The following is a 6,396-nucleotide window of genomic DNA, read 5'->3' as shown; positions in this document are numbered from 1 at the left end:
CCATACTAATTACCCGTGAGGCTTAACCATACAACACCCAAGAAGTGTTCTAAGGCTTGTAGCAAATACCAAGCGAACTACTTACGTCAGCTTTCACAGATTGAAGAATTTGCCTGGCGGCCATAGCGCCGTGGAACCACCTGATCCCATGCCGAACTCAGAAGTGAAACGCGGTAGCGCCGATGGTAGTGTGGCATTCGCCATGCGAGAGTAGGACACTGCCAGGCACCCAATACAAGAAACCCCGCTCATCGAGCGGGGTTTTTTATTACCTGAAACTCAGAAGGTAGCCTGATTTTTGACCGGCCCTATCTCCTTTCCTCTGTTCTTATTGTTACTCTGCGCTGCTTTCTGGTTCCACAAATAGCCTGATGTTCGTAAGCGTCCAGCGAAGGCCGTATTGACAGTGGCGACAGGTTATTCAGCAGGTAGAGCAACACGCCAAGGCAGCAGTTCACTGACCCGGTTCACCGGCCAGTCTGCGATCACATTCAATACATGCCGCAGGTAATGCTCCGGATCCACCCCGTTCAACCGGCAGGTGCCGAGCAAGCTGTACAACAAGGCTCCCCGTTCACCTCCATGATCAGAGCCAAAAAACAGGAAGTTCTTTCGCCCCAAGCTCACTAGCCGTAGCGCATTCTCCGCGATGTTGTTATCCACCTCTACCCAGCCGTTTTCGGCGTAGTACGTCAGTGCTGACCACTGATTCAAGGCATAGGCGAAGGCCTTGGCCAACTCGGAGTGACGCGAGAGGGAGGACATCCTATCCCGTAACCAGACCTCCAGCTCTTTCAGTAAGGGCTTTGCCCGCCGTTCTCGTTCTGCCAGCCGATGTTCTGCTGACATGCCACGCAGTTCTGCTTCGAGGCTGTAAAGCTGACCAATTCGTTTGAGGGCTTCGTGTGTGTTGTCCGATGGCGTTCGGATATGCACATCATGGATCTTTCGCCTGGTATGAGCCCAGCAAGCGGCTTCCTTTATCGTGCCGGCAGCTCGGTCTTCACGATATAGCTCATTAAATCCTGCGTAGGCATCTGCTTGTAGGACACCGCTGAAATCGGCAAGATGGCTTTGCGGATGGACTCCCTTTCTATCAGGCGAGTAAGCGAACCAGACGGCTGGAGGCAGTTCGGAGCCGGCGTTGCGATCATCGCGTACATACGTCCACAGGCGCCCTGTTTTTGTCTTTTTATTGCCGGGGAGCAGTACCGGGACCGGGGTATCATCTGCGTGTAGTTTGCCATCGGTCAGCACATACTGCCGCAGCGCCTCCTCCAGCGGAGACAGCAATCTGCAACACGCATCCACCCAACCAGAGAGCACAGAGCGGCTCAGCTCGACACCCTGACGGGCATAGATTTCCGACTGGCGATACAGTGGGGTGTGCTCTGCATATTTGGAGGTGAGTACCCGAGCCAGTAAGCCTGGCCCGGCGATCCCCCGCTCGATAGGGCGTGATGGCGCTGGCGCTTGTGTGATGAAATCGCACTGCTCGCAGGTGTGTTTCTCCCGAACCGTGCGGATGACCCGGAAGGCACTGCGTATCAGCTCTAACTGCTCAGCAGTATCTTCTCCAAGGTATGACAGCGTTCCACCACATTCCGGGCAGACTGCCTCTGTTGGATGCAGGCGGTGCTCATCGCGGGGAAGCTCTTGCGGGAAGGGTTTGCGAGTGCGGGTCTGGCGAAGTGGCCGCGGTACCGCTAGATCATCCACCCGGCCGGTTATAGCGTCACTTTCTTGCTGGAGTATTTTCAACTGCGCTTCTGTCTGGGCGATACGACGAGCGATTTTCTCGGACTGGCTGCCAAAATACATACGCCGCAGCTTGTCGAGTTGCGCAAGCAGGCGCTCAATTTCACGCTCCCGCTCTTCCAACCTTGCATGCAAAACACGATTGAGTGACTCCTGTTCGGCCAGGAGTCGTTTCAGTCGCAGGATTTCGTCGGCTAGTGATTTTTCCATACCCATGCATCTTACATGGGGGATCACTTTTTACAACATGGTCAATGAGTTAGCCAGGCGTTTTGGATGGCGCCAGTCTATCCCCTCCAGTAGCATGGCCAGTTGTGCAGGCGTCAAAAAGACTTTGCCGTCTTGAGCTGATGGCCAGGCAAACCGACCCCGCTCCAGCCTTTTGGTCAGCAGACACAGACCATCGCCGGTAGACCAGAGAAGCTTAACTTGACTCCCGTTACGGCCCCTGAAGATAAAGACATGCCCTGACAAGGGATCATCCTTCAACGTCATTTGCACTTTCGAGGCTAACCCATTGAAGCCGTTTCTCATGTCTGTGATACCGGCCACGATCCATATCCGGGTGCCGGCAGGAAGATTGATCATACGCGCAGGGTCTCCAGGATCATTCGTAATGCATTGGTATCGACGGTGCCATCAATGACGACCATTGCACGACCCAGCCGTATTTCGATGGTGCCGGGTGGTGTCGGTTCAGAGGCTGTCTCTGGCGTGAGCGTTTCGGGCTGCGGGGGCTGAGGCAAGAAGAGCTCCGTGGATGAAGGGGGCAATACCAGTTCGATGGGATATAACGCAGGGGCTTCGGCTTTGGCATCACGTCGCCATTTGAACAAGAGGTTGGCATTGACCCCGTGCTCCAGTGCGAGTTTTGAGACGGAGACGCCGGGTTGGTTGGCGGCCTCGACAAGCCGCTGTTTGAATTCTCGTGAGTAATTGGCTCTGCCTTTACGGCTGCTATTGGTACGGCTATTGGTGTACACCATCTTTGGTTCCCACTACTTTTTAGTGGGAACTACTTTGTCCACAACTGCCTCCATTCACCAGACGGTAGTGGCCGGACGCTTACTGATGTTCCGCTTGGTACTCTTTCTTCACTGAACCGCTGTCGCTCTGTATGGCGGCTCTGGCGTAGTCATGACCCACGAATCCTATGATCGCCTGTACGCTACGATCTCTTGCTTGCGATCTTTCCTGGGCATCTGCTTCCTGTGTTAGCTGAAGTCTTTCTTTTTGAGCCCTCTGCTTGTCCATGATTTTGTTAGTCGCCCACTGACGTTATTCCAGAGAGTGTGTTGGCTGTGCTAACACGCAGGCGCAGTGGTTGCTGCTTTGGGTCCTTGTTGTTTGGGGTAATAAGGAAATGGGAAGGGATTCGCGCAGGAACGCAGAGGTTCGAGGTTGATGGGGGATTTTTTGGTAGTTATTGAGCCTGCAGGAGTGAAGATTAAGGAGGGTGATGAAGGAGGCTGATTTGCTGAGTGCTATGGGGAGTGGCAAGTCGTAGGCAAATAAAAAGCCCACGCAACATGGTTGCATGGGCTCGGTATGAATGGCGGAGGAGGTGGGATTTGAACCCACGGATGGTCGCCCATCGCCGGTTTTCAAGACCGGTGCATTCAGCCGCTCTGCCACCCCTCCGCAGCAGTGCGGCGAATATTACCATGCTGATCCGGCTTGTAAATCCCCGTCCGGTTCGATTGCTGGTTAATTGCGCTAAACGACATGAAAAAGTGGCAATCAGAGCGTATCAAGCGCTTTTTTGGCCAGATAACTTGACTTGAAAAAAGACTCAACCACTATAGTGGCCTCTATCATATCCTCTGCAAGATAACGTTATGACTATTAAAAATGCCCTGTTTTGCGCGCTGGCTGGTGTGACCCTGCTGGCGACGCCGGTACATGCAAGCGAGCTGACCAAAAGCGATGTCGAGCAAATCGTTCGCGACTATCTGGTCAAGAACCCCGAGATCCTGGTCGAGATGTCCAATGCCCTGCGTGCCAAGCAGGAGAGCCAGCAGGCCGAGAGTGACAAGGCGCTGATCAAGGCTCACTCCAAGCAGCTTTATGCCAATCAGGATCCCGAGATGGGGAATCCGAAGGCGTCGCTGACCATTGTGGAGTTTTTCGATTACAACTGCGGTTACTGCAAACGGGCCCATCCGCTGGTCAAGCAGCTGATGGCGGAAGATAAAGATATCCGTTACATCTACAAGCAGTTCCCCATTCTGAGCGAGTCCTCCTACTTCGCCGCCCGTGCTGCGCTGGCGGTCCAGCTGGGTCAGCCTGACAAGTACCAGGCGTTCCACGAAAAGCTCTATACCCATCAGGGCCCGCTCGCTGATGAAGCACAGGTCAAGCAGTTGGCTGTGGCGGCCGGTGTTGACTGGAGCAAGGTGGAGGCCAAGATCAAGGATGGCAGCATTGACCAGAACCTCGGTACCAACCGTGCGCTGGCTGAAGCGCTCGGTATCTCCGGTACTCCGGCCTTCATCATCGGTGATCAGATCCTGCGCGGTGCCCCCCGTGATCTGGCCAGCCTGAAGGGGTTTATCAAGGACGTGCGTGCCGGCAAGAGCATTCAATAAGCAGTTGTCATGGTCGAGGCCCAGCGCCCCGGCCAGATACAGAAAGAGGGTCGGTATCACTACCGGCCCTCTTTTTTATTATGTCCTTTGGCACAAGTGGTCGTCGCGAAAGGACCATAACAACGTGCTCAGGACCCGGCCTGTTGGCCTCAGTAACAAGTATTAGCAGAGTCGTTCGGAGTCTATTGATAAATTTTTCGCCTCGCAGAGGCGTGTCGTGAGCATTGCTTAATTCCGGTCAAGATTTTTTCCGCTGCTTGCCTTAGAATCGCCGCCCGTTGCAGGAGAAACCCCTATGTTAGTTGATATTTTACGGCTGGTTTTTATAGCCGGAGGCCTCGTATTTGTCTTCATGCTGGTGCAAGCCTGCTGGCGGAAGAAACAGAGTGGATCCTTTGAGGAGACCCCCTTCTGGCCGGTGGCGTTGATCGGTGGGGTTGCCAACTTCCTCGATACCCTGGGGGTGGGCAGCTTTGCGGTAAAGACCGCCTGCTACAAGCAGTTCAAGCTGATCGATGACCGGGTGCTGCCGGGTACCCTAAATGGGCAGTGCGTGCTGCCGACCGTGACTCAGTCGCTGATCTTCGTCGGCGCAGTCGCAGTGGAGCCGCTGACGCTGATCAGCATGATGATGGCCGCCGCAGCTGGCGCAGCCTGGGGCGCTCGTCATGTGGCCTCGTTTGATCGGCAGACCATCCGGCTGGTGATGGCTATCTCCTTACTGGTCGTCGCAGGGCTTATCTTTGCCGGTCTGTTGGGTCTTTTCCCTGTAGGCGGCGATGCGATGGGGCTCAGCGGCTACAAGCTGGCGATCGCCCTGCTTGGCAATTTCATCTTCGGGATGCTGATGAATGTCGGTATCGGCCTGTTTGCCCCCTGCATGACGTTGGTTTATCTGCTGGGGATGAACCCGCTGGCGGCGTTTCCCATCATGATGGGCTCCACCGCCGTGCTCAGCGTTTTCTCCGCAGGCACCTTTATCCGCAAAGGGGCGTTCGATGCCAAGGCGGTGCTGGCAGTGGCCATCTTCGGCCCCATCGGTGTGGTGCTGGCCGCCATGCTGGTCAAATCCATGGATATGGAGATGCTGAAGTGGCTGGTTGCCTTTATCGTCATCTATACCTCCTGGACCATGTACGCCTCCTGGCGGGCGGCGCGTCGCTCCCCTGTGCAACTGGCGGTGGAGAGCGCAGGCTAGCCTGTACCAGTGCCGCTTCGGCCTTGGCTCCCAGAAAGACATAGAGGCCAAGCGCCAGCAGCAAACCCACCGCACACCCCATCACTCCGACCGCTGGCCAGAGCAGCTCGCTCTGGCCGAGCGAGCCTTTGAACAGCAGCAACAGCCCCTCGATGGAGACCGCGATCAGAATGGCGGCGATAAAGCGGGTGATGGTGCGGCGAATGGCGCTGTGGCGGAAGATATCCTTATGCAGCAGTACCTCCTCTTCCAGAATGGTCTTGCCCAGATCGAACACCGCCAGTGCCAGCGTCAGAAAGATGATGGCGCTAAAGGCGCCGAGCTGGTTCTGCTGCTCGCCGCACAATAGCTGGTAGAGCTGCTCCAGCCCGTGCCAGATCAGGGTAGCGACGATCAAAAACAGCGCCATGCTGAGCACCACATAGACCGCCTTGAACCAGGGCATGGCGCGGCGGCGCTCCCTGTCTCCCATCAACCAGCCAATCAGCTGATGCAGACAGACGGTGATCTCCCGCCCTTGCCCCTGCACGATAAGGTGCAGCCGGTTATGGGCCGCCGGTGCCGCAGGCTGGATGCACATCGGCCCCAGATAGTGGTCAATGCTGACGACAAAGGGATACCCCTTGAGCGAGGCAAGGGGGGCACTGAGCAGCCCCTGCAGTAGCGGGGTCAACTCCTCCTGATACTCCTGATAGCGCCGCAGCACATCGATAGGGCTCATCTCTGCCATATGGACCTCGACGTGGGCTCTTGTGGTGAATGTGCAAATAGTGGGCCTGCTTTATGACAGGGATGGCAGGGCAAGTTGCACCAGAGGATGACAAATTGGTGAGTGACGAAGAGGGAATGCAC

General features: G+C 55.8%; 6 protein-coding genes, 1 tRNA gene and 1 rRNA gene. 3 read left to right on the top strand and 5 right to left on the bottom strand.

Translation table 11 applies throughout. The annotated features are described in order from the left end of the window. Positions 1-112: 112 nt before the first annotated feature. Positions 113-227: ribosomal RNA gene (rrf, locus tag AB5Y90_RS19425) — 5S ribosomal RNA — on the top strand. 190 nt (positions 228-417) lie between these two features. Here rrf and AB5Y90_RS19420 read toward each other — a convergent pair. From AB5Y90_RS19420 to AB5Y90_RS19405, 4 genes are all read right to left on the bottom strand, one after another. Beyond that, a complete protein-coding gene (locus AB5Y90_RS19420) occupies positions 418-1,968 on the bottom strand; it encodes an IS66 family transposase (protein WP_307895512.1) in 1,551 nt (516 codons plus the stop codon). A gap of 30 nt (positions 1,969-1,998) precedes the next feature. Further along, complete coding sequence (tnpB, locus tag AB5Y90_RS19415) at positions 1,999-2,346, bottom strand: IS66 family insertion sequence element accessory protein TnpB (RefSeq protein WP_171277329.1); 348 nt, start codon at positions 2,344-2,346, stop codon at positions 1,999-2,001. Continuing rightward, complete coding sequence (locus AB5Y90_RS19410; RefSeq protein ID WP_171277330.1) at positions 2,343-2,744, bottom strand: transposase; 402 nt, start codon at positions 2,742-2,744, stop codon at positions 2,343-2,345. The genes tnpB and AB5Y90_RS19410 overlap by 4 nt, the downstream gene beginning before the upstream one ends. 567 nt (positions 2,745-3,311) lie before the next feature. Further along, a tRNA-Ser gene (locus AB5Y90_RS19405) sits at positions 3,312-3,399 on the bottom strand. 197 nt (positions 3,400-3,596) lie between these two features. On the opposite strand from AB5Y90_RS19405, the gene AB5Y90_RS19400 reads away from it, so the two are divergent. Continuing rightward, positions 3,597-4,346 (top strand): DsbA family protein, encoded by a 750-nt coding sequence (locus AB5Y90_RS19400; protein WP_042084194.1) that lies wholly within the window; start codon positions 3,597-3,599, stop codon positions 4,344-4,346. A gap of 295 nt (positions 4,347-4,641) precedes the next feature. Then, on the top strand, positions 4,642-5,544 hold the full coding sequence (locus tag AB5Y90_RS19395) for a sulfite exporter TauE/SafE family protein (RefSeq protein ID WP_307895616.1): 903 nt from the start codon (positions 4,642-4,644) through the stop codon (positions 5,542-5,544). Here AB5Y90_RS19395 and AB5Y90_RS19390 read toward each other — a convergent pair. After that, on the bottom strand, positions 5,459-6,274 hold the full coding sequence (locus AB5Y90_RS19390) for a hypothetical protein (protein WP_307895615.1): 816 nt from the start codon (positions 6,272-6,274) through the stop codon (positions 5,459-5,461). The genes AB5Y90_RS19395 and AB5Y90_RS19390 overlap by 86 nt on opposite strands. Positions 6,275-6,396 lie beyond the last annotated feature (122 nt).

Source organism: Aeromonas sp. R4-1 (genome assembly GCF_040908325.1).
Taxonomy (GTDB): domain Bacteria; phylum Pseudomonadota; class Gammaproteobacteria; order Enterobacterales; family Aeromonadaceae; genus Aeromonas; species Aeromonas veronii.
This window is presented reverse-complemented; position numbering and strand designations above follow the sequence as displayed.